The sequence below is a fragment of the Methylobacterium sp. 142-1Y genome (assembly GCF_057747795.1).
Genome location: NZ_CM173224.1, coordinates 749,862 through 771,284, shown reverse-complemented (window position 1 = coordinate 771,284; position 21,423 = coordinate 749,862). Strand labels below are relative to the sequence as shown.

Annotated in this window: 23 protein-coding genes and 1 tRNA gene; 18 read left to right on the top strand and 6 right to left on the bottom strand. The window is 69.4% G+C overall.

Features of this window, described 5'->3' with window-relative positions; genetic code table 11:
- Nucleotides 1-51 precede the first annotated feature (51 nt).
- Nucleotides 52-474: a MerR family transcriptional regulator gene (locus AC3AOF_RS03570; RefSeq protein ID WP_279356752.1), complete on the bottom strand. Its 423-nt coding sequence runs from the start codon at nucleotides 472-474 to the stop codon at nucleotides 52-54.
- Between the two features lie 64 nt (nucleotides 475-538).
- Here AC3AOF_RS03570 and AC3AOF_RS03565 point away from each other — a divergent pair, with 64 nt between their 5' ends.
- The 6 genes from AC3AOF_RS03565 (at nucleotide 539) to AC3AOF_RS03540 (ending at nucleotide 9,226) form a co-directional block, all read left to right on the top strand.
- Nucleotides 539-2,674 carry a heavy metal translocating P-type ATPase gene (locus AC3AOF_RS03565; RefSeq protein ID WP_279356753.1) on the top strand — a complete coding sequence of 712 codons (2,136 nt, stop codon included), beginning with the start codon at nucleotides 539-541 and terminating at the stop codon, nucleotides 2,672-2,674.
- A 462-nt stretch (nucleotides 2,675-3,136) separates the two neighbouring features.
- Nucleotides 3,137-3,562: a hypothetical protein gene (locus AC3AOF_RS03560; RefSeq protein WP_279356754.1), complete on the top strand. Its 426-nt coding sequence runs from the start codon at nucleotides 3,137-3,139 to the stop codon at nucleotides 3,560-3,562.
- 82 nt (nucleotides 3,563-3,644) lie between these two features.
- Complete coding sequence (locus AC3AOF_RS03555; protein WP_279356755.1) at nucleotides 3,645-4,055, top strand: FixH family protein; 411 nt, start codon at nucleotides 3,645-3,647, stop codon at nucleotides 4,053-4,055.
- Entirely contained in the window at nucleotides 4,052-5,569 is a 1,518-nt protein-coding gene (locus AC3AOF_RS03550) for an efflux RND transporter periplasmic adaptor subunit (RefSeq protein WP_279356756.1), read from the top strand. The genes AC3AOF_RS03555 and AC3AOF_RS03550 overlap by 4 nt, the downstream gene beginning before the upstream one ends.
- Nucleotides 5,566-8,742: an efflux RND transporter permease subunit gene (locus AC3AOF_RS03545; RefSeq protein ID WP_279356757.1), complete on the top strand. Its 3,177-nt coding sequence runs from the start codon at nucleotides 5,566-5,568 to the stop codon at nucleotides 8,740-8,742. The genes AC3AOF_RS03550 and AC3AOF_RS03545 overlap by 4 nt, the downstream gene beginning before the upstream one ends.
- Before the next feature lie 151 nt (nucleotides 8,743-8,893).
- Nucleotides 8,894-9,226: a four-helix bundle copper-binding protein gene (locus tag AC3AOF_RS03540; protein WP_279356758.1), complete on the top strand. Its 333-nt coding sequence runs from the start codon at nucleotides 8,894-8,896 to the stop codon at nucleotides 9,224-9,226.
- 75 nt (nucleotides 9,227-9,301) lie between these two features.
- On the opposite strand, the gene cueR is transcribed toward AC3AOF_RS03540, so the two are convergent.
- Complete coding sequence (cueR, locus tag AC3AOF_RS03535) at nucleotides 9,302-9,775, bottom strand: Cu(I)-responsive transcriptional regulator (RefSeq protein WP_279356759.1); 474 nt, start codon at nucleotides 9,773-9,775, stop codon at nucleotides 9,302-9,304.
- Nucleotides 9,776-9,916: 141 nt separating this feature from the next.
- Between cueR and AC3AOF_RS03530 the strand changes: the two genes are divergently transcribed.
- The 5 genes from AC3AOF_RS03530 (at nucleotide 9,917) to AC3AOF_RS03510 (ending at nucleotide 13,641) form a co-directional block, all read left to right on the top strand.
- Nucleotides 9,917-10,666: a MauE/DoxX family redox-associated membrane protein gene (locus tag AC3AOF_RS03530; protein WP_279356760.1), complete on the top strand. Its 750-nt coding sequence runs from the start codon at nucleotides 9,917-9,919 to the stop codon at nucleotides 10,664-10,666.
- Nucleotides 10,663-11,412 (top strand): DUF4396 domain-containing protein, encoded by a 750-nt coding sequence (locus AC3AOF_RS03525; protein ID WP_488347716.1) that lies wholly within the window; start codon nucleotides 10,663-10,665, stop codon nucleotides 11,410-11,412. The genes AC3AOF_RS03530 and AC3AOF_RS03525 overlap by 4 nt, the downstream gene beginning before the upstream one ends.
- Before the next feature lie 238 nt (nucleotides 11,413-11,650).
- Nucleotides 11,651-12,163 carry a hypothetical protein gene (locus tag AC3AOF_RS03520; RefSeq protein ID WP_279356762.1) on the top strand — a complete coding sequence of 171 codons (513 nt, stop codon included), beginning with the start codon at nucleotides 11,651-11,653 and terminating at the stop codon, nucleotides 12,161-12,163.
- 4 nt (nucleotides 12,164-12,167) lie between these two features.
- Nucleotides 12,168-12,764 (top strand): hypothetical protein, encoded by a 597-nt coding sequence (locus AC3AOF_RS03515; RefSeq protein ID WP_488347715.1) that lies wholly within the window; start codon nucleotides 12,168-12,170, stop codon nucleotides 12,762-12,764.
- Nucleotides 12,765-12,768: 4 nt separating this feature from the next.
- A complete protein-coding gene (locus AC3AOF_RS03510; protein ID WP_279356763.1) occupies nucleotides 12,769-13,641 on the top strand; it encodes a hypothetical protein in 873 nt (290 codons plus the stop codon).
- Nucleotides 13,642-13,812: 171 nt separating this feature from the next.
- Here the strand turns inward: AC3AOF_RS03510 and AC3AOF_RS03505 are convergent, their stop codons facing one another.
- From AC3AOF_RS03505 to AC3AOF_RS03495, 3 genes are all read right to left on the bottom strand, one after another.
- Nucleotides 13,813-14,145, bottom strand: coding sequence for a hypothetical protein (locus tag AC3AOF_RS03505; RefSeq protein ID WP_279356764.1), 333 nt, complete (start codon nucleotides 14,143-14,145; stop codon nucleotides 13,813-13,815).
- A 95-nt stretch (nucleotides 14,146-14,240) separates the two neighbouring features.
- Nucleotides 14,241-15,326, bottom strand: coding sequence for a hypothetical protein (locus AC3AOF_RS03500; protein ID WP_279356765.1), 1,086 nt, complete (start codon nucleotides 15,324-15,326; stop codon nucleotides 14,241-14,243).
- Nucleotides 15,326-16,291, bottom strand: a complete 966-nt coding sequence (locus AC3AOF_RS03495) for a hypothetical protein (protein ID WP_279356766.1) — start codon at nucleotides 16,289-16,291, stop codon at nucleotides 15,326-15,328. Before AC3AOF_RS03495 ends, AC3AOF_RS03500 begins: the two co-directional genes overlap by 1 nt.
- A gap of 243 nt (nucleotides 16,292-16,534) precedes the next feature.
- On the opposite strand from AC3AOF_RS03495, the gene AC3AOF_RS03490 reads away from it, so the two are divergent.
- The 7 genes from AC3AOF_RS03490 (at nucleotide 16,535) to AC3AOF_RS03460 (ending at nucleotide 21,061) form a co-directional block, all read left to right on the top strand.
- Complete coding sequence (locus AC3AOF_RS03490; protein ID WP_488347714.1) at nucleotides 16,535-16,765, top strand: hypothetical protein; 231 nt, start codon at nucleotides 16,535-16,537, stop codon at nucleotides 16,763-16,765.
- The gene (locus AC3AOF_RS03485) at nucleotides 16,755-17,045 is read left to right on the top strand and encodes a hypothetical protein (RefSeq protein ID WP_279356767.1); all 291 of its coding nucleotides are present in this window, start codon (nucleotides 16,755-16,757) and stop codon (nucleotides 17,043-17,045) included. Before AC3AOF_RS03490 ends, AC3AOF_RS03485 begins: the two co-directional genes overlap by 11 nt.
- A 679-nt stretch (nucleotides 17,046-17,724) precedes the next feature.
- Complete coding sequence (locus AC3AOF_RS03480) at nucleotides 17,725-18,216, top strand: hypothetical protein (protein ID WP_279356768.1); 492 nt, start codon at nucleotides 17,725-17,727, stop codon at nucleotides 18,214-18,216.
- Entirely contained in the window at nucleotides 18,209-18,481 is a 273-nt protein-coding gene (locus AC3AOF_RS03475; RefSeq protein ID WP_279356769.1) for a hypothetical protein, read from the top strand. Before AC3AOF_RS03480 ends, AC3AOF_RS03475 begins: the two co-directional genes overlap by 8 nt.
- Nucleotides 18,478-18,750, top strand: a complete 273-nt coding sequence (locus AC3AOF_RS03470; RefSeq protein WP_279356770.1) for a hypothetical protein — start codon at nucleotides 18,478-18,480, stop codon at nucleotides 18,748-18,750. Before AC3AOF_RS03475 ends, AC3AOF_RS03470 begins: the two co-directional genes overlap by 4 nt.
- A gap of 4 nt (nucleotides 18,751-18,754) precedes the next feature.
- The gene (locus AC3AOF_RS03465) at nucleotides 18,755-19,237 is read left to right on the top strand and encodes an HIRAN domain-containing protein (protein WP_279356771.1); all 483 of its coding nucleotides are present in this window, start codon (nucleotides 18,755-18,757) and stop codon (nucleotides 19,235-19,237) included.
- Between the two features lie 504 nt (nucleotides 19,238-19,741).
- A complete protein-coding gene (locus AC3AOF_RS03460; protein WP_279356772.1) occupies nucleotides 19,742-21,061 on the top strand; it encodes a site-specific integrase in 1,320 nt (439 codons plus the stop codon).
- A 92-nt stretch (nucleotides 21,062-21,153) separates the two neighbouring features.
- Here AC3AOF_RS03460 and AC3AOF_RS03455 read toward each other — a convergent pair.
- Nucleotides 21,154-21,230 (bottom strand) — tRNA-Pro (locus tag AC3AOF_RS03455).
- Between the last annotated feature and the right edge of the window lie 193 nt (nucleotides 21,231-21,423).

The following is a 21,423-nucleotide window of genomic DNA, read 5'->3' as shown; positions in this document are numbered from 1 at the left end:
CGCTGGAGGAGCAAGGCGCCGTCGTAGGGTGGAATACCGCACCCTTACCATTCAGTGCCGCTCGTGCAGGCACTCGCCGTGGTCGGCCAGGACCTCAATGATGCGGCACTCCCGGACGTGCCCGCCCGAGCACTGCTCGACCATGGCCTGGACCTCCTGCCTGAGCCCGGTGAGCCGCGCGATACGGTCGTCGATGTCGGCGAGGTGCTTGCGGGCTATGGCGTCGGCCTCGCCGCAGGGGCGGTCGGGCTGCCCGGCGAGGTCCAGCAAGGCCTGGATGTCCTCGATCTCGAACCCGAGCTCGCGGGCGTGCCGGATGAACCGCAGGCGCCGCACGTCGGCCTCGCCGTAGCTGCGCCGGTTGCCCTCCGTGCGCTCGGGCGTCGGGAGCAGGCCCCGCTCCTCGTAGAACCGGATCGTCGGGACCTTCACCGCCGTGCGGCGCGACAACTCCCCGATGGCGATGGGCCTCATGCCGCTTGCTCCTCTAGTCGCTGGAGGAAGTAGGGTCCCTTCGAGCGATACGGAAGGCACTCCCATGAGCGACGCCGCGACCCTGGACCGGACCGACGTGACCCCGACGCGCCTGCGCGTCTCGGGCATGGATTGCGCGTCGTGCGCGGCCAAGGTCGAGACGGCGGTGCGGCGCCTGCCGGGCATCGAATCGGTGGACGTGTCGGTGGCGACCGAGACCCTCACGGTCCGGCATGGCCCGGGGACGAGCGCCGGGGCCATCGCCGCGACGGTCCGGGGGCTCGGCTACGGAGCGGAGGACCCGGACGCGACCGCGCCGTCCGAACAAGCCGCGGATCTTCCCTGGTGGCGGGCGCCGAAGGCGCTGCTGGCATTCGCCTGCGGCGCGGCCCTGGCCCTGGCCTACGCCGTCGGCCATGCCGCGCCCGCGACCGAGCGCTGGGCCTTCCTCGCCGCCATGGCGGTCGGCTTGGTGCCGGTCGCCCGGAGGGCCGTGTCGGCGGCCCGCCACGGCACGCCGTTCTCCATCGAGACGCTGATGACGATCGCCGCGGTCGGTGCCACCGCCATCGGGGCGACCGAGGAGGCGGCCACCGTCGTATTCCTGTTCCTGATCGGCGAGGTTCTGGAGGGCGTGGCCGCCGGCCGCGCCCGGGCCAGCATCCGCGGGCTCACCGGCCTGGTGCCGGACACCGCCCTGCTGGAGCGGGACGGCGCGACCGAACAGGTTCCCGCAGCAAGCCTCCGGGTCGGCTCCACGGTGCTGGTGCGCCCGGGCGACCGCATGCCGGCCGACGGCACCGTCATCGAGGGGGAAGGCGCGGTCGACGAGGCACCCGTCACCGGCGAGAGCGTGCCGAAGCGCAAGGCGCCGGGCGACGCGGTGTTCGCCGGCACGGTCAACGGGGACGGTGCGCTGCGGGTGCGCGTCAGCGCGGCGGCCCGGGACAACATCATCGCCCGGGTCGTCCGGCTCGTCGAGGAGGCGCAAGAGGCCAAGGCGCCGACCGAGCGGCTGATCGACCGGTTCGCCAAGGCCTACACCCCGGCCGTGGTCGCCGTGGCCGCCCTCGTCGCCGTCGTCCCGCCGCTCGTCGCCGGGGCGTCCTGGGGCGAATGGCTCTACAAGGGGCTGGCCATCCTGCTGATCGGCTGCCCCTGTGCCCTGGTCATCTCCACGCCGGCCGCCATCGCCGCCGGGCTCTCGGCCGGCGCGCGGCGGGGCCTGCTCATCAAGGGCGGGGCCGTCCTGGAGCGGCTCGCCTCGGTGACGATGGTGGCCTTCGACAAGACCGGCACCCTGACCGGGGGCAGGCCGGTGGTGACCGACGTGGTGGCGTTCGGGCGGTCGGAGCGGGACGTGCTCTCGCTGGCCGGCGCGCTGGAGACCGGTTCCTCGCACCCGCTCGCCCGGGCCGTGCTGGCCAAGGCCGCCGAGGCCGGGGCGCCGGTCCCGCCGGCCTTCGGGGCGCAGGCAATCGGCGGCAAGGGTGTCGCCGGCAAGGTCGGAGGCATCGACCTGTTCCTGGGTTCGCCCCGCGAGGCGGCCGCCCGCGCGACCTTCGCACCCGGGGAGGAGGCTCGGGCCTCCGCCCTTCAGGGCGAAGGCAAGACGGTGTCCGCGCTCCTCGCGAACGGGGCGGCGGCCGGCCTGCTCGCGATGCGGGACGAGCCTCGGGCCGACGCGAAGGCCGGCATCGACCGCCTCGCCTCGGCCGGGATCGGTGCCGTCATGCTGACCGGCGACAACGCGCGCACCGCGCAAGCCGTAGCCGGAGCCCTCGGTATCGAGGCGCGGGCGGAGCTCCTGCCCGAGGACAAGCAGCGGATCGTGCGCGAGCTCCAGGCCGGAGGCGCGGTCGTGGCGAAGGTCGGCGACGGCATCAACGACGCGCCGGCGCTGGCGGCCGCCGACGTCGGCATCGCGATGGGCGGTGGCACCGACGTGGCGCTGGAGACGGCCGACGCCGCGGTCCTGCACGGGCGCGTAGCCGACGTGGCGCGGATGGTGGATCTGTCGCGCCGGACGCTCGCCAACATCCGGGCGAACATCGCCATCGCGCTCGGCCTGAAGGCGGTGTTCCTGGTCACGACCGTCGCCGGCGTCACCGGGCTGTGGCCCGCCATCCTCGCCGACACCGGCGCGACCGTCCTGGTGACGGCGAACGCCCTGCGGCTGCTACGGGCGAGGCTGGCTTAGGTCGGGGCGGATCACGCATCCGCGACCATGTCAGGTCGCGAGAGGGGCGGCGTCGGGTGCGTCCGTCGCCTCGACCTTCCGGTCATCGTCCGTCACCTAGGACGGGGCCGTCGAAGCGACCTCACCACCACGAGGGCATCTTGTCATTCAAAGTCCGGCATTCGCTGAAATGAATGACAAAATGTTCACTGGCAATGGGTTAGCGACGATACAAGAGTGCGTTGGGGCAGGTTTTGGAGCCATCCATCCTGCCGCGCTCAGGCCCTGCCACGTCAATCATGCCACCTGAAACGGGCGGCGTGCGCGAACATCCGCCCCGGCCAACCGGCCCGCCCAGGCCATCGCCGCGGCAGGCTACCCCGCCGAGGCTTAGGGCGCTCGCGCAACCACTTGGCCCGTCCGCCGTTCCATGACCCGTCGGGCGGGCTTCCGCGCCGGCCCAGAATTTGGCATCCTGGATTTGTGAACCTCTGGCTCGCCCTCCGGCGACTGTTGCCGCTCCTGGCGGTCCTCAGCCTCGCCCTGACGCCGGTGACCGCTCCCGCGGTCGCCGCGGGCATGCACGCCACGATGTCGGCCGCCGTCCACGACCATCACGGGCACGCGATGCCCGACATGGACATGGCCGACGACGGTTCCGGGCACGCCGACATGGCGGACATGGCCATGGACGACATGCCCTGCTGCCCGCACGAGAAGGCGGAGAAGCCCGACTGCGCCAAGGGCTGTCCCCTCATGGCGCTGTGCCTCGCCACCGCCGCGTCGCTCCTGCCTACATCGGTCGCACTGCCGGCTCCCATCGGCACGCGCGCGAGCTTGGCCTGGCCCAACGCGGCTCCCTTCGCCAGCGTGCATGGGCCACCGCTGCCCGAGCCTCCCCGACCCTGAACCCGATGCCGCCGGCGCCTGCGCCGGCACGGTGACGCGTGCCCGCACGTCGCCTTCCATCGCGTTCAGGAGATAGAACCCCGTGACCAAGAACCCCTTTGCGCGCGCCGTGCCGGCCGCGCTGCTCGGCGCCACCCTGTCGGCGACGGCGATGACCGTACCCGCGCAGGCGGACGTCAAGAACTACCGCTTCGAGCTCGTCCAGCAGGAGGCGAAGGTCGGCGAGGCCGTCATCGCCGTCCGCCTTCTCGACCGGAGGAGCGGCAAGCCGGTGACCGACGCCGTGGTCTTCGCCAAGCGCCTCGACATGGCCCCCGACGCCATGGAGGAGATGGCCACCAAGGTCGAGCAGGTCCCCTCGACCGAGCCCGGAATCTACCGCTTCAAGGCCAAGCTCTCGATGCAGGGCCGCTGGCGCCTGTCGCTGGCCGCCAAGGTGCAGGGCGAGACCGGCACGGTCGAGGACAAGCTGGTCCTTCAGGCCGCGAAATGACCCGCCCGGCATGGTTCGCCGGAACCCTCGCCGCGCTCGCGGCGGGGGGCCTCGGCTTTTGGGCCGGACGGCAGGACGGCCCGGTTCCGGCCTTCGTCGAGCGGGCGAGGTCCGAGTACGTCCCGGCGCTGGTCGAGCGGGCCAGGCATGGCATCGCGAGCCTGGTGCCCGGCGCGACGGCGCCGGTCCCGTCGAAGCCCGCGACCGGACCGGTGGTCTACTACCGGGACCCGGACGGGAAGCCCGTCTACTCGGCGTCGCCGATGGTGACCGCGGACGGCCGGGAGTTCCGGGCCGTCCGTGCCAGCGAGGACGTGCGCTTCGACGACGGGGACGGCGAGGCCATGCCCGCGGACATGGCCGGGCAGGGCGCGGGGCCGGGCGAGGCGGCCAAGCCCGGCGACGATGCCCGGCGCGTCCTCTACTACCGGAACCCGATGGGCCTGGCCGACACCTCGCCGGCGCCGAAGAAGGACTCGATGGGGATGGATTACATCCCCGTCTACGCGGGCGAGGACGAGGGCGGCGTCGTGAAGGTGTCGCCCGGCAAGGTCCAGCGCACGGGCGTGCGGACCGAGGTCGCGGAGCGCCGGGTCGTGGCCCAGCCGGTGCGCGTGCCCGGCACCGTCACCCTCGACGAGCGGCGCGTCACCGTGGTGGCGACCCGCTCGGACGCCTACGTCGACCACGTCGAGAACGTCACGACCGGCGACCGGGTCCGCAAGGGCCAGCCGCTGGTCCACGTCTACTCGCCCGACATCAACGCGGCCGCCGCCCAGCTCATCGCCAACCCGGGCTTCGACGGGACGCGCCGCAGGCTCCAGAACCTGAACGTCTCCGAGGCCGTCATCGACGAGATGGAGCGCACCCGGAAGGTGCCGATGGCCATCACCTGGTCCTCGCCCCGGGACGGCCTCGTCCTGCAGCGGACCGCCGTCGAGGGCATGAAGGCGGCGGCCGGCGACACCCTGTTCCGCATCGGCGACATCTCGACGATGTGGGTGCTGGCCGACGTGCCCGAGCGCGACCTCGCCGCGGTGCGTGTCGGGCAGCCGGTGAACGTGCGCCTGCGCTCGGCGCCGGGCCGCCCGTTCGCCGGAAAGGTGTCGGTGATCTACCCGCAGGTGAACCCCGACACCCGGGCCACGCGGGTGCGCATCGAGCTGCCGAACCCGGACGGCACGCTCCTGCCCGACATGTACGCCGACGTCGAGATCGCGACGGGCGACGGCAAGCCGGTGGTGTCGGTCCCGGACGACGCCGTCATCGACACGGGCGAGCGCCAGGTCGTGCTGCTCGACCGCGGCGAGGGCCGTTTCGAGCCGAGGCCGGTGAAGGTCGGCGTTCGCGGCGAGGGCTATGCCGAGATCCGGGACGGTGTCTCGGCCGGCGACCGGGTGGTCACGGCGGCGAACTTCCTGATCGACGCCGAGAGCAACCTGAAGGCGGCGCTGCAGTCCCTGGCCGAACCGAAGGACGGTCGACAGGCCGCGAACGCGGGAGGTACGCGATGATCGCGCGCCTCATCGGCTGGTCGGCCCGCAACCTCGTCCTGGTGCTGGTCGGGACGGTGTTCGCGGTCGCGACCGGCGTCCTAGCGCTGCGGACCCTGCCGCTCGACGCCATCCCCGACCTCTCGGACGTGCAGGCCATCGTCTACACCGAGTATCCCGGGCAGGCGCCCCAGGTGGTCGAGGACCAGGTCACCTACCCGCTCACCACCGCCATGCTGACGGTGCCAAAGGCGAAGGTGGTGCGGGGCTTCTCGTTCTTCGGCGTCTCCTTCGTCTACGTCATCTTCGAGGACGGCACCGACCCGTACTGGGGCCGCTCGCGGGTGCTGGAGTACCTCAACGCGGCGGCGAGCCGGCTGCCGGCCGGGGTGACCCCGACCCTGGGACCCGACGCGACCGGGGTCGGCTGGGTCTACCAGTACGTGGTGGTGGCGCGTGAGCGGACCCTCGCGGAGCTGCGCTCGATCCAGGACTGGGTGATCCGCTTCGGGGCCTCGCGCGCCGAGGGCGTGGCCGAGGTCGCGGGCGTCGGCGGCTTCGTGAAGCAATACAACGTCGTCGTCGACCCGAACCGCCTGCGCGCCCAGGGCATCTCGCTCAACAAGCTCCGGGACGCCATCCGGTCGAGCAACGCCGACGTCGGCGGCCGCACGGTCGAGCTCTCCGAATTCGAGTTCATGGTGCGCGGCCGGGGTTACCTGAAGGGCGTCTCCGACATCGAGAACATCGTGCTGAAGACGTCCGGCGGCACGCCGCTGCGGGTGCGGGACGTGGCCCGGGTCGAGCTCGGGCCCGACGAGCGGCGCGGCATCACCGAGATGAACGGCGAGGGCGAGGTCGCGGGCGGCATCGTCCTGCAGCGCTTCGGCGCCAACGCCCTCAGCGTCATCGAAGGGGTCAAGGCGAAGCTCGCCGAGGTCGCCAGGAGCCTGCCGGCCGGAACGGAGATCCTGCCGGTCTACGACCGTTCGCAGCTCATCGACGCGGCCATCGACACCCTGCGGCATACGCTGGTCGAGGAGAGCCTCGTGGTCTCCCTCGTCTGCGTGGTGTTCCTGCTGCATGTCCGCAGCGCGTTGGTGGCCATCCTGATGCTGCCGGTCGGCATCCTGATGGCGCTCGCCGGCATGAAGGCGCTCGGAATCGGTGCCAACATCATGTCGCTCGGCGGCATCGCCATCGCGGTCGGCGCCATGGTCGACGCTGCCATCGTCATGATCGAGAACGCCCACAAGCACCTGGAGCGGGCGCCGCCGGGCAAGCCGCGTGTCGAGATCCTGGTCGAGGCAGCGAGCGAGGTCGGGCCGTCGCTGTTCTTCTCGCTCCTCGTCATCACGGTGAGCTTCCTGCCGATCTTCACCCTGGAGAGCCAGGAGGGCCGGCTGTTCGGCCCGCTCGCCTACACCAAGACCTTCGCCATGGCGGCCGCCGCGCTCCTGTCGGTGACGCTCGTCCCGGCGCTGATGGTGCTGTTCGTGCGCGGGCGGATCGTCCCGGAGCATCGCAACCCGATCAACCGCCTGCTCATACGGCTGTACCGGCCGCTCATCGCCGGCGTCCTGCGGGCGCGGGTGCTCACCATCCTGCTCGCCGTGGTCGTCCTGGCGGCGACCGTCTGGCCGGCGCGGCAGCTCGGCTCCGAGTTCATGCCCGACCTCGACGAGGGCAGCCTGCTCTACATGCCGACCACGCTGCCGGGGATCTCGGTGACCAAGGCCGGCGAACTCCTGTCCACCCAGGACAGGATCATCAAGGGCTTCCCGGAGGTCGCCTCGGTCTACGGCAAGGCCGGCCGCGCCAACACCGCCACCGACCCGGCGCCCATGGAGATGTTCGAGACGGTCATCACGCTGAAGCCGAAGGCCGAGTGGCGGCCGGGCGTGACCCTCGCCAGCCTCAAGGCCGAGATGGACGCCGCGCTTCAGTTCCCGGGCGTATCGAACGCCTGGACTCAGCCGATCCGCGCCCGCATCGACATGCTCTCCACCGGCATCCGGACGCCGGTCGGCATCAAGGTGCTGGGCACCGACCTGAAGCAGATGGAGGGCGTCGCCCGACAGGTCGAGGCGGTGGTCCGGGCCGTGCCCGGAACGTCGAGCGCCTACGCCGAGCGGGTCATCGGCGGCTACTTCCTCGACATCACCCCCGACCGGGAGGCGCTGGGCCGCTACGGGCTGATGGTCGGCGACGTGCAAGACGTCATCGCCACGGCGCTCGGCGGCCAGGCCGTGACGAACACGGTCGAGGGCCGGGAGCGCTATACCGTGAACGTGCGATACCCCCGCGCCTTCCGCTCGGACCCGCGGGCCATCGCCGACGAGGTGCAGGTGGCCTTGCCGGTCGGCGGCACGGTGCCGCTGCGCGAGGTGGCCAAGGTCGAACTCGCCCGGGGACCGACCTCGATCCGCACGGAGAACGGTCAGCTCGCGGTCTACGTCTTCGTCGACCTCGCGGGCCGGGACCTCGGCGGCTACGTCGCGGAGGCGCGCCGGGCCGTGGCCGACGAGGTCAGGCTGCCCCAGGGCGCGACGCTGCAGTGGAGCGGGCAGTACGAGTACCTGGAGCGGGCCGAGGCGCGCCTCAAGATCGTGGTGCCGCTCACGCTGCTCGTCGTGTTCCTGCTCCTCTACCTGAACTTCCGGCGGCTGACCGAGACGCTCATCGTGATGCTGTCGCTGCCCTTCGCCCTGGTCGGCGGGGTGTGGCTGCTCTGGTGGATGGGCTTCAACATGTCGGTCGCGGTGGCGGTGGGCTTCATCGCGCTCGCCGGCGTCGCCGCCGAGACCGGCGTGATCATGCTGGTCTACCTCGACCACGCCCTCGACGAGGTCCGGGCCGATTGCGCGCGAGAGGAGCGCCCGCTCACGCGCGCGGACCTGCGGCGCGCCATCATGGTCGGCGCGGTCGAGCGGGTTCGCCCGAAGATGATGACGGTGGTCGCCATCATGGCGGGGCTCCTGCCCATCCTCTGGAGCACCGGCTCGGGGTCCGAGGTGATGCAGCGCATCGCTGTGCCCATGATCGGCGGCATGGTGTCCTCGACGGTCCTGACCCTGGTCGTGATCCCTGCCGTCTACGGCCTCGTGAAGGGCTGGGGGCTGCCGCCGGGTCCGGGACGGGCGGAGGCGGACGCGCGAACCGAGGAGGCCGAGTTCAGGCAGGCCGCGGAGTAACGGAAGGGGGCCCAGGAAAGGAGCGGAGGTTCTTCGGGAAGATCGAACCTCGGAAGTTTTTGACAGTTAAACAGATGAGTGAGTAGGCAGATCCAATTCGGATAATCTGCGTTCTGCACTCGCGGAAAGCTATTAATCCAAGGAGTTCAATATGTCTCACATGAGCCCAGAGATGCAATCCTGCATCGACGAGTGCCTGCGCTGCTACCAGACCTGCCTGGGCATGGCCTCGAACCACTGCCTTCCGGCCGGCGGCAAGCACGTCGAGCCGGGGCACTTCCGGCTGATGATGGCCTGCGCGGAGACCTGCCGGGCGTCGGCGCACCTCATGCTGATCGGCACCCCGGAGCACAGGCACACGTGCCGGGCCTGCGCGGAGGTCTGCGAGGCTTGCGCAAGGAGCTGCGAGCAGGTTGGCGACATGGACGAGTGCGTCCGGCAGTGCCGGGCCTGCGCCGAGAGTTGCCGGAGGATGGCGGCCTGAGCGTCGCCACGGAACCCAGCAGAACAGGCCGTCACCCCTCCCGGCCGGGCGTCGGGGTGACGGTCCGCCCGTTCCTCAACGCCCGGCGCGGACCCTCTTGCGCGGCACCGGGGGTTCCGGCGCCTTTGGGGCAGGGTTCGGGTGGCAAGCCTGGACGTCCGCTCCGGTCTCCAGGCTGGCGATGATCGGGCAGTCCGGCCGCCCGTCCCCGTCGCAGGCGTCGGCCAGGATGCGCAGGGCGTCGGCCATCTCGTTGAGTTGGCGGGCGCGCTCCTCAAGTTCCCGGACGTGCGCCCTGGCAATGGCCTTCACGTCGGCGTTGCTCCGGCCGGGGTCGCTCCAGAGACCGAGCAGCACCCTGATGCGGTTCAGGGAGAAGCCGAGGTCGCGGGCGTGCCGGATGAAGCCGAGCCGGTGCAGGTCGGCGACGCCGTAGTCCCGATAGCCGCTGTCCCGCCGTCCGGCCGGAGGCACGAGGCCGATGCTCTCGTAGTGGCGGATCATCTTGGCCGAAACCCCGGAGGCCCGGGCAGCCTGGCCGATATTCATGGAGGCATGCTTTCCCGTTGACCTTCCTATGATGGGAAGGTTCACAACCGTCCGCAACCCTCGACGACCGGCGTCCGCCCGCCATCCCGAACCGGGACCGCGCAGGTCCGAACCGGTCAGACCTCACATCCGGAGCTTCCGATGCAAGCCACCGCCGGCCGCAAGGCCATCCTCTACCGCATGGTCACGCCCCAGCATGTCTGCCCCTACGGCCTGAAGGCCAAGGACCTCCTGGAACGCCAGGGATTCTCGGTCGAGGACCATTGGCTCACCACCCGCGAGCAGACCGACGCCTTCAAGGCCGAGCACCAGGTCAAGTCGACGCCGCAGACCTTCATCAACGGCGAGCGCGTTGGCGGCTTCGACGACCTGCAATGGCACTTCGGCAAGGCCGCCAACGATCCGAACGCGACCACATACACCCCCGTCATCGCGGTCTTCGCCATGACCGCGCTGATGGCGCTGGCGGCGAGCCACGCCGTCTACGGCACCCCGCTGACCATGCGGGCAGCGGAGTGGTTCATCGCCTTCAGCATGTGCGTGCTCGCGCTCCTGAAAGTGCAGGACGTCGAGAGCTTCTCGTCGATGTTCCTCGGCTACGACCTGCTCGGCCAACGCTGGGTCCGCTACGCCTACGCCTACCCGTTCTTGGAGGGCATCGCCGGCGTCCTGATGGTGGCGGGCGCCCTGAACTGGATCTCGATCCCGGTAGCTCTGTTCATCGGCACGGTCGGGGCTGTCTCGGTGTTCAAGGCCGTCTACGTGGACAAGCGCGAGATCAAATGTGCCTGCGTCGGCGGGTCGAGCAAGGTGCCGCTCGGCTTCGTGTCGCTGACCGAGAACGTGATGATGGTCGCCATGGCCGTCTGGATGCTGGTGGCGCACCATTGAGCGCCGCCTTCGCCGCCCCGGGCTGGCTCCATGCCCTCTCCGTTGCGTGCCTGATGCTCGGGGCCGCTTGCTCGCTGCTGCTGTCGGTGCAGGTCATCCGCCATCCACAGCACATGACCGTGATGAACGTGGTCTGGCCGGTCAGCGCACTGTTCGGAACTGTCGCCGTGGTGTGGGCCTACTTCCGATACGGGCGCCTCGCCACGATGGAGGCGCACCACCATGCCAAGGAGCGGGGCGAGGACCCGCCGAACATGACCGGCACGCCGTTCCCAGTGATGGTCGGCAAGGGCGCGCTCCACTGCGGCAGCGGCTGCATGCTGGGCGACGTCGCCGCCGAGTGGCTCGCCTTCCTGGTGCCGACGGTGGCGGTCTGGTTTGGCTGGCACTCGCTGTTCGAGGAGAAGATGTACGCCGTCTGGGTGCTGGACTTCGTCTTCGCCTACGCGCTCGGGATCGTGTTCCAGTATTACGCCATCGTGCCGATGCGGGGGCTCTCCCCGAAAGAGGGCCTCGTGGCGGCCGTGAAGGCGGACACCGCCTCGCTGATCGCCTGGCAGGTCGGCATGTACGGTTTCATGGCCTTCGCGCAGTTCCACCTGTTCCCGCACCTCGCGGGGCAGCGGGCCCCGGTGAACTCGGTCGAGTTCTGGGCCGCCATGCAACTCGCCATGGTCGCGGGCTTCCTGACCAGCTACCCGGTGAACTGGTGGCTTGTCTCCGCCGGCATCAAGGAGCGGATGTAAGGGACGGCCGGCCGGTTCGGCGATATGGGCGCCGCGTTCTCGTCCCGATGTCCTTCCGTCGCCGTCGCTCCCCTGCTCTGTGCTACGATGCGGCGGCCATCGGCAAGGGTCCACCGCCGGCCGGAGCTTCGCCCGCGGTGTTGCCCTCCGTCGCCGGCCCACATATATTCACGTTCTGTTCTCATGCGTCGGAATGCGCGACGTTGGTCCCGATGGGCTTGCAGGCGAAGCGCGCGAAATGAGAAACGCCCTCAAGACGGTCATGTTCGTGTCCGCGCTGTCGCCGTCGCTGATCAGCGTGGCGCTCGCGCGCCTCTGGGAACGCGGGCCGACATGGGACGCGTTGTGGTACGCGCTGGCGGGCTGCGCCGGCATCCTCCTCATCCGGTACGCCGTCGATGCGCTCCGGTGGAACGGCGAGGCCTTCCCGATCAGCCTCAAGAAGGTCGAGGCGAACGACGCCCTTATGCTCGGCGTGATCGTGACCTACTTCATCCCCTTCATCGGCAAGGCGGCCGACATCACCGTCGGGGTCGTGCTGGCCATCCTGGCGCTCGTCGGCGCAGCCTTGTGGATGTCGAGTTCCATCCTCCCCAATCCGGTGCTGCGCGTGCTGGGATACCGCTTCTACAAGGCCGAGACCGCCAACGGGGTGGTGTACACCCTCATCACGCAGCGGGACCTGCTGGACCCGAAGCACGTGAAGACCGTCAAGCGGATCTCCGGCTCGATGCTGTTGGAGGTCGTCTGACGCAATGAACCTCTTCGCGCTCACCCAGGGGCCGAACCGGCGCATCCTGCGCATCCCCCTATCCCGGCACATTCAGGACGAGGTCGGGACGCTTTTCCGGCGGCAGGAAGCCGACTTTACGGCCGCGACGGGGGAGGAGCATGCGTTCGACGGCGCCTACACCCCGGACGAGGGGGAGTGCCTCGTCATCGCCGACTACGCCGACGTCGACAACCTCCACGCGGCCGTCGAGCACCCCCTGGGCATCCCGGAGATACCGCCGGACCCGGCGGCGTTTGACACCGTCAGGGCGCTGTTCGCTGGCTACCGGACCGACGACGGCGAGCGGGTCGTGCTCTACTTCATCCCCTTCATCGGCAAGGCGGCCGACATCACCGTCGGGGTCGTGCTGGCCATCCTGGCGCTCGTCGGCGCAGCCTTGTGGATGTCGAGTTCCATCCTCCCCAATCCGGTGCTGCGCGTGCTGGGATACCGCTTCTACAAGGCCGAGACCGCCAACGGGGTGGTGTACACCCTCATCACGCAGCGGGACCTGCTGGACCCGAAGCACGTGAAGACCGTCAAGCGGATCTCCGGCTCGATGCTGTTGGAGGTCGTCTGACGCAATGAACCTCTTCGCGCTCACCCAGGGGCCGAACCGGCGCATCCTGCGCATCCCCCTATCCCGGCACATTCAGGACGAGGTCGGGACGCTTTTCCGGCGGCAGGAAGCCGACTTTACGGCCGCGACGGGGGAGGAGCATGCGTTCGACGGCGCCTACACCCCGGACGAGGGGGAGTGCCTCGTCATCGCCGACTACGCCGACGTCGACAACCTCCACGCGGCCGTCGAGCACCCCCTGGGCATCCCGGAGATACCGCCGGACCCGGCGGCGTTTGACACCGTCAGGGCGCTGTTCGCTGGCTACCGGACCGACGACGGCGAGCGGGTCGTGCTGATCCAGAGCTTCAACCGGCGCCGGATCATCTCCCCTACCGGCTTCACCCTGCTGCATTCCGCCGACACCTACCGGAGGGTCGACGAGGTCGGCCTGACCCTCGACGACCGGCTCGCCGCGATGCTCGTCGGGACCAGTCTGAGGTTTCTCAGCTTTCACGCCATCCGACAGGTGCTCGACCTGAGCGCCTACTTCGCCGAGGCGACCGTACCCGAGTTGCGTGCCTTCGCGCGCACCGACGGCATCCACGTCGCCGACGAGGAAGCCTTCGTCGCGATGGCGGATACCTGGGTCCGGAAGAAGGTGACGCTGATCGGCCGGAACGGAATCCTCGCGGCCGTCAGCTCGGCCGAGATCCAGAGGGCGGCCGGCGAATTCGGGATTGAGGTCCGGACGGTCCAGGCGAATGGCCGGGACGCGGTGGCGCTGCCCGGCGCGAAGGCCGAGCTGAAGGCGCTCCTGAAGTTCCTCGACGAGGACTACTACCGCTCGCCGCTTCAGGGTCGGAACTACGTGACGAACTCGAAGCGTCCGGTCTAAGGCGTCTTAAATGCCGGAACGGCTGTGCTCCCACGCGCGACGAAGCCTGCTCGGATGTCGATAGGGCGAAGCTCAGAGAAAGCAGGCTAGCGAGATCTCAGCCTGTACACGACTTCCGAGGGATTCGCCCCAATTTCAGCGCCATGATGAGACCACTGGTTGCCTAGCGCCTCACGATTCAAGAGATACTTCTCGCGTTGTGAATATGGCGCGGTAATCATCGGTTACCCAACCGTTACCGTCGCGCGCTCGACGCCACAACTCTCCTCTCCACCAGTTCGCGCCAGTATCTGTAACCCCTTCGCGAATAACGTGAGGTTTATAGGCTCTCGACCCTAAGTCGCGTCGAGCAACTCTGAGAAGGAAGCGCTGGGCCGCATGCTCATGGCTGTTGGCAATAACTGTCTCGATGCGGCCAGTCCCATTGATTTTCACGAAAAACTTTAGTTTATCGCTCATATCTGCCTCAATTTTTGTCGTAGATTTCAAAACAAGCTGCGACACAGCTAGGCTCGACTTGCTTGTCAACAGGTGCGGCAAGCGTGTGTAAGAATCTACCGCTTGCACGGACGAGCGGCAATCAAGCACTAGCTCCATGATTAACGTGCATTCGGCCGCACCCGTGACGCGCTGCTGATTTGCAACGCCTTCAATTGCCGCTTCGGCGCGAGCCCGAACCGCACCCGGCCCGCCTCCGTCAGCGTGGCCGGGATTTGGTACCCGTTCGCCCAGCCGCCCGGCTTGATCAAGCCATCCTCCGCCGCGTGGATGACGGCCCAGGCGTCCTCGACGACCGGCATGACCTGCCCGGACGCTTGCACTTGGAGCCTCGCTATCGCAGCTTCCCGGCCGGGGAACTTGGGTTCCGGAATCCCCGCGGCGTCCATGAGGGATCGTGCGTTCGCGATGGCGAGCCTGCCTTCGATGGCCGCCCGGGCGGCGTACATGGCGACGTAGTCTGCGGTGGTGTGCTCCAGGGTTGCCGCGAGGGACTCCCAGCCCGCGTCGGTCGTTAGATCTTCGGCGTGGTGCCTGCGGTACCGGAAGGGGCTGTCAATCTCCTCGGTGTCCCAAGCCGCCTTCAAGCCACTTATGGCCTCGACCCGCTGAACAAACGCCAAGCCGCTGGCCGATGGGAAATTCAGGAAGAGGCGCACTTCGCCCGACCCGAGAACTTTGGCGAACAGGGGCGTGGCCAGGGACCGTGGCTTCTCCGGAGCATCAGGGTCACGCAGGTCGCCGCCGAGCCGAACCCAATGCGCGTCGCCGATCCCCGCCGCTACGAGGCGCTCCCCGGGCGTCAGGGCGACGTCGGGCTCGGGCTGATCGACGACGTCGACCGCGGCTGCGTCGCCCTCAGGGTACCGATGCCAGGCTTTGAGCTCATCGTCCCAACCGAAGGGCACCTGGAGATCCGGCCAGGAATAGCGACGGGCGCCCTTGTGGCCGCTGATGCGGAGGTGCTGGATCTGCCCATCGAACAGGACGAGCGTCGCGGAGAGGCTGCCGAGGGCGTCGCGCACGGCCGAGCGAACCTCCTTGACGTACGTCGGCACGCCGGGCGGCAGCATGTCCTTGATCGCCTCCATCACTTCGCCGACGATGGCGTCGTGGGCGACGGTGTAGACCGAGGCGTCGGCCACAAAGAGGTCGCCTTGGAAGGGGTTGGTGCGCTTGCGAGCCATCACGCCTTCTCCGAACCGACGACACGCTGCCGCAGCGCGGGCTGAAGCTGCTTCCGGTGCCGCCATACCGCGGCCAACGCGTTCGTCGCTTCGATGATGCTGAGTTGGGGCAGCGAGGCCAGGACGTGCCCGGCGTGCGTGTGCGAGCGCCCCCATCCCTGGGCGTTGTCTAGCGTGGCCATATCGCGGTCGAGGTCGGTCAGGACCTGGACGGCGCAGTGCACCGCCCGGCGAACGTCGGGGCCCTCGGCGCGGGCGAGCCAGTCGCGCGCCGGGTCATTGGCGACGCGAGCCCGAACCGCCTCGATGGCGGCGTCCACCTCGGCGGTCATCTCACGGGCGATCTTCGCCGCCGCAGCCCGGGGCACCCCGCCGGGGCCGGGCTTCTCGGCGAGAAGGGCCGCGGCGACGTCGTGCTTCCTCTTGAACCAGGCCCACCCCTTCACGCGGAGGGACTGCTGCAAAGCCTCCATGTCGGCGCGGCGCGCGGCAACGTTTAGCTGGGCTTCGAGCTCGGCTTCCTGGGCGCGGCGGGCCTCCGCCTCGGCGATGCGACGGTCGTCGGCGGCGAGGGCGGCCTCGGCCGCGGCGATGGCTTCGACCGCCACAGCGTCGCCCTGAGCGGGGTCCTCCCAGCAGACGGGCTGCACTTGGCAGCCGGTCCTCTCGGCCGTCCCCCACGAGAAGCCCGCTTCATAGAGGGGCTCCTTCGCCAGCCTGAATGCGCAGCTGTACCGGGTTGGGTCGCCATCGCCGACCCAGAAATCGCGCTCGCCCTGGCCCGTCCGTACCGTGCGCAGGCGGCGCCAGGTCAGGCTGGTGCCAGCGAGAGAGATGGCTGCGCCGAGGGGATCGGGGACCGCCGGGGCGGGATCGGGACCGCCCCAGGAAGCGGCGACGGCCGCCGCAAGGACCGGGAGCACGACCCCTGCGGCGGCGATGACGAGGATGAGAAGGGAGAACACGGGCAAATCCTGCATGGCGGTTGGCAACTGCCATGCTCTCCCTCGCGTCGGCCCGCGTCAACCAGTATTTCAAAGCTTCTAAAGTCGAAGAATTGGATCGCCAATCCTTGTATGCCGCGTTCAATGAGACAAAAAAAACTGTCTCATTGACTTATGTCGCCGCTGGTGATGGGCTGTAGGCAACTGCCAGTCGTGGATTCGAGGGCAGGAAGCCGGAACACCCCATACCAAGGGATGATAACTTTGACCCGACCTGTCTTCACCCCTCAGGACCTGCAGGAGGTCCTCCGCGTCCGCATTGAGGAGGCCGGCTCGGCGCGAGCCGCTGCCGCCGCACTGAGCCTGTCGGCGGCGTACATGCTGGACGTCCGCCACGGCCGCCGCCCGGCCAGCCGGCGCTTGCTGACGGCTCTTGGTCTGGAGCTCGCCATCGTCCCCGTTGAACCGACCACGGGCGCGGCCCATGTCGCGTAACCCCCACCTCGACGACGCCGATTTGGTCGGGCTCCCCGATTTTCTCCGCGAGCTCCTCGCCCACGAGCGCCTGGCCGCCACCCCGTCCTTCAACCGGAAGGCCGTCCGCGCCCCGGTCGTCAACCTTCCGCCCGAGGCGCCCCCGGCCGCGCTCGTCGACGCGCGCGCCGTCGCCGAGGTCTGCACCGTCCCGGCCGCGGCGCCCCGCTCCTCACCGCGGCGCCCGGTCCGCATGCCCGACGCCGATCCCCGCCGCTCCTCGCAGGAGAGCCTGCTCTGATGTCCGACGGCGTCTACAGCATCGACGCGGCCATCCACGATATGCCGCCGCCGGCGCTCGTGGCGCGGATCGTGGATTCGCACGGCGGCGACGCTGCCGCGGAGCGGTGGTACTGGCTGAGTGAGCGCGCAATCTCGACGCTCGCCCAGCGCGGCCGCGCTCAAGCCGGCGACATCGTGCCCTGGCGCACCGGCGGTCGCCACATGGCGTGCTCGGACGTCGACGCGGCCTTCACCGTCGAGGCGGGCTTCATTCTCGGAAGCGCAACTCGCGGCATCCGCGCAGCCGGCGTCACCGTCGCTTACCAGGGTCTGTACAGCCGCGGCCTGACGCCTGCGATGATCTCCCCGGCCGAGCGTGGCATCGCGTCGTCGCTAGCCGGTGCCGCCCGCCGCGGTGATGTTGAGGCGGCCACGGCCTGGCAGGCGAGCTTGGACTTCGAGCGCGCCGTCGGTGCCGTGATCGTCGGGCGCTGGCCCTGGTCCCGGCGCAGCCCGCCACTGGCCGCTATGTCCTCCCGCTGTCCGACGCGGCCCTGGCGGAGGCGCTCCGGGACGAGAACCCGGCCGCCGTCGCTGCTGTCTTCCCCGACCTCGCCGCGCTGGAGCCGGAGCCCGAGCCCGAGCCTTCTGTCACCGACATCGCCACCGACCCGCAACCCACCCCGGAGACCCGAGCCATGCCCCGCCAGCGTCGCCTGCCCACTGACGACGTCCTTCTCGCCGAGCGCGCACAAGGGAAGAGCGTCGCGCGTCTCGCAGCCGACTGGGAGGTTGAGAAGGTCACGGTCTACGCGGCGCTGCGCCGCTTGGGCGTGCCGGCCGGGGAAGCCCGCAGGGCGAGAGCCACCGCCGCCATGGCGCCCTCTCAGTTGAAAGCGGTCGCCCCCGAGCCGCTGGTCGCGCCGCACCCTTCCGGGCGCCTGTCCGTCGACGACCTCGCTCGGGCGGCGGCCCTAGCGCAGCGAGCGCAGATCACGCCGGACGAAGCGGTCGCCTACGTCAGGGCCGACGTCGATCAGGCCGGGGCCCTGGTCGCGCCCTTCGTTCCCAAGCCGCGCCCCGCCGGATTCTCGGCGTATCGCATGCCCGCCAAGGTCGAGGCTTGGTTCCAGGCCCTGGCTGACGACCGCGAATTGCCGGAACTCACCATGGAGGACTACGATGTCTGAGGCACGCCTCGCGCCGGTCGAGACGGCGTCAGACGCCTTACTTCCCGCCGAGCCATACATCGTCTCCATCGAGCGCATCGGCCGCGCGCGATATGGCGATCTCTGGGTCGGAAAACTGGCCTACGACATCGGTCTACCGCACCAGACGGTCAGGCGGTGGCTTGCGGGCACGGGCAGTCCCACTCCCTTCGACCTGAAGTGCGTCAAGCTTTCGGCCATGCACCACATCGCCCGCGTGATCCGCGCTGTGGAAGAAACGCCATGACGCGCAGCATCGACTTGCCCCATCCCCCCGCCGGCGGGAACTGCTCCCCGCCACTGGACGAGCGCGATGTCGACATCATCGCCCGTATCGGAAAGGCGATGTACGGGCGCTGGTGGATCGGACCCGATGCCGAAGACCTGGGGCATGACCATCAGGTCGTGCGCAGGTGGCTCAAGGGCCAGGGTGCCCCGTCGCAGAAAGACGTCGACTGGATGAGGCTGCACGGACGCAAGATGGCCGCACAGATCTCTCGGGAGTGCGAGAGATAAGCCGATGAGCGACTCCCCCTTCGAACTTCCCAGCGCCGTCCTCCTCGCCGACACGGACGCCGCCGTCGAGGCCGACCGCATCCGCGCCGGCGAGCTTTGGCACGACGCTCCCGTCGCGGGGCTGCAATTCTACGCATACGGCGAGAGGGGCCTCAACGGTGAGCCAATCCGACCCCGTCTCGGCCAGCGCCTCGGGCTCGTCCGCGCGCCCGACAACGCCTTCGACGGTTACGCGGTCGAGGTCTGGCTGGGCAACGGCGTGATGCTCGGTCATCTCCCGGCGGACGTCGCCGGCTGGGTCGCCGGCCCGCTCGACGCTGGGCGACCGCTCCGGGCGTACTGCGCGCATCCGGGCGACGGTACGGCGTGGAGCATGCGCATCCTCCTCGTCGGGGAGGCCCTCGCCGAACAGGACGAGCCGCCCCCAGCGGAGCCATGCCGTCTGCATGCCGTGGCAGGGGCGGAGGATGACGACATCCCCTTCTGACGTCCCGGGACCGCCCGGGCCACGACCTTAACCACAGCACTCGAACCCCGTTGTTTGGTCGCAAACATTCAGGGAGAATCCTTTGATGACCGCGACTTACGAGATCACCGTCTCCACAGACGTCTGGCGTGACCTGTCCGGAGGGCTGTCCTGGGCGCTTGAGGGCGCCGACATGGACATGCCGTTGCCGCTGGCGAGCGCGCAGTGGGCGCCGGAGTGCCGGGGGTATTTCGGCGGGCCCGGCTACACGGTGCCCCAGATCCGGGGCGCCATCGGGCGGGGCGAGCTCGGATGCGTGAGGCGCGGTCGTCTGGTGCTGGTGACGCGTCGCCAGCTAGCCGCGTGGAGGCAGGGAGAAGGATGGCACGACGACCAGGGACAGCAGTCAGGCGGCGCAAGACCCCCCGCAAGCTCGGCGTGGGGCACCGAGGCGAGCCGTACGCCTGGTACCGGGAGGGACGCATCGGAACCGACGGCCTCGAAAGGGGTGGCGTCTGGGTCATCATGCACAACCGGAAGCAGGTCTCTAGCACTGGCATCGGCCTTGGCGAAGGCGCGGAACGCAAAGAGAACGAGCGGAAGGTCCTAGCGGTCCTCCAGGACTACAAGGACGCCATCGCCATTCAGGCGACGGCGAGCGTCGAGGTCAGGAAGGGCCGGCCTGCACGCGAGGTCTCGGTGGCCGAGGTGCTGTCGCGGTATCTCGACGCGAAGCGGGGCACGTACGATCCGGACACGAAAAAGCACAAGGGCGGCGTCGCGCGCCATGAGGAGCTCGCCCAGCGGGTGTTCACCCTCCTGGAGTGGTGGGGGGAGCGTACGCTCGCCGACGTCGACAGCGTGACGTGCGCCGCCTATGTCGCGTCGCGCGTCGGCACGCCGTGGAAGACGCACGCCCGGCTCGGCACAGGCAAGGACGGCAAGCCCGCCCGCCGGGGCCACTCCAAGCCGACGCAGAAGCGTGTCGTAAAGGGCGGCGGCGCCCGGCGCGAGCTGGAGGATCTCCGGGCCGCCATCAACCTGGCCATCAAGGACAGCCTCACGCGGGACACGGTGTCGGTGACGCTGCCGCCGAAGGGCCAGGAGCGCGACCGCTGGCTGACGCGGAGCGAAGCGGCCCGCCTGCTTTGGCGCGCATGGAAGAAGAGGGAGGTCCAGACCATCGCGTCGGGTCCCCGGAAGGGGGAGACCTACACCATGCCGAGGCGCCCCGCCTGGCATCTGGCCCGCTTCATCGTGGTCGCGCTTCGGACGGGCACGAGGTCGGGCTCGATCTGCGGTGCGTCCTTCGTGAAGACGCCCGGCTTGCCGTGGATGGAGCTCACGACCGACACGACGGTCGTGGAGCGTGTCGAGACCCGCGTCATCGACGGCGCGACGTTCGAGCGCCGGGTGCAGGTGCCCACGATCAAGCGGGTGGCGATCTTCCACCGGAAGGCGCTTGGGACGCAGGAGAAGGACAACAAGCGCGCCCCCACGGTCCGGATGCCCGATTCGCTCGTCAACCATCTCTGGCGCTGGCACCATGTGCTGGGTCAGAAGTTCGTCGTCGAGTTCGAGGGCAAGCCGGTCATCTCGACGAAGAAGAGCTTCGCGAACCTGGTTTGGGAGGAGGGCCTGGGCGATGACGTCGTTCGGCACAGCCTCCGGCACACCGCGGTGACGTGGGGCATGCAGGCCGGGGTCCCGATCTGGGAACTGGCCGGTTACGTCGGCATGTCGGTCGAGATGATCGAGCGCCGCTACGGGCACCACAGCGCCAAGCACATGGAAGGCGCGCGCGAGGCGTTGGGCCGGCGTGGCGGCAAGCGGAAGGCGGCCTGACCGCCTGACGTCGCTTTCGACCATTGTTTGGTCGAATGTTTGGTCGGGCCGAAGCCTAACCTCTCGGGAAGACGATTTCTCCTAGGGAGAAATGGTCGGAGTGGCAGGATTTGAACCTGCGACCCCCACGTCCCGAACGTGGTGCGCTACCAGACTGCGCTACACTCCGAACGGCCGGCCGTGGCCGACGACCGGGCTTATAGCCAGGGCATCCCGGGTCCGCAAGGCCGTTCATGCGGGATGGCCGAGTTTCTTGAGCCGGCACGGCAGCCGGCCCGATCCGCGCCGCGACGGAGCCCGTCCGGTCCGGGACGCGGGCGGGCCTTGCGCGATCCGCTCGCGCCCCTCATTGTCCCGTGGTC